This window comes from Tamlana crocina (genome assembly GCF_012037625.1).
The window spans coordinates 1-394 of record NZ_JAAVJS010000379.1 but is presented as its reverse complement, the minus strand read 5'-3'; the positions used below and the strand labels follow the sequence as shown (position 1 = coordinate 394).

The window sequence follows — 394 nt, the reverse complement described above, 5'->3', positions numbered from 1 at the left end:
ATAAGCCTCCTCTCCCCGGTTGGTTAGTTGCAGGGTTCTTTATTCCATTTTTACCACCTTAAAGATGGATCTTCTGTTTAGCTGGTGTTGCTGTTCACTACAGTTTGAACATTCAACTTCGGGCTGCTCCTCTCCATAACCTTTGAAGGTTACGATCCTTTCTGCAGCAATTCCGTTTTCTACCAGATAATCACGTGTGGCCTGTGCTCTTCTTTCGGCCAGGCGACGGTTGTATTCAACAGAGCCTCTGCGGTCTGTATGCGAACCAATTTCAATTACAAGTTCAGGATACTCGTTAGCCATAAGATTGACCAACTTATCAAGTTCCTGCGCAGCATCGGGACGGATTTTAGCTTTATCGAAGTCAAAGTAGATCTTGTTGATCTCTGCCAAA

The 394-nt window shown here is 44.7% G+C and carries 1 protein-coding gene; it reads right to left on the bottom strand.

Annotation, left to right across the window (positions count from 1 at the left end):
• Positions 1-39: 39 nt before the first annotated feature.
• A partial coding sequence (locus HC176_RS17215) for an OmpA family protein (protein WP_167920231.1) occupies positions 40-394 on the bottom strand: 355 nt, incomplete at its 5' end.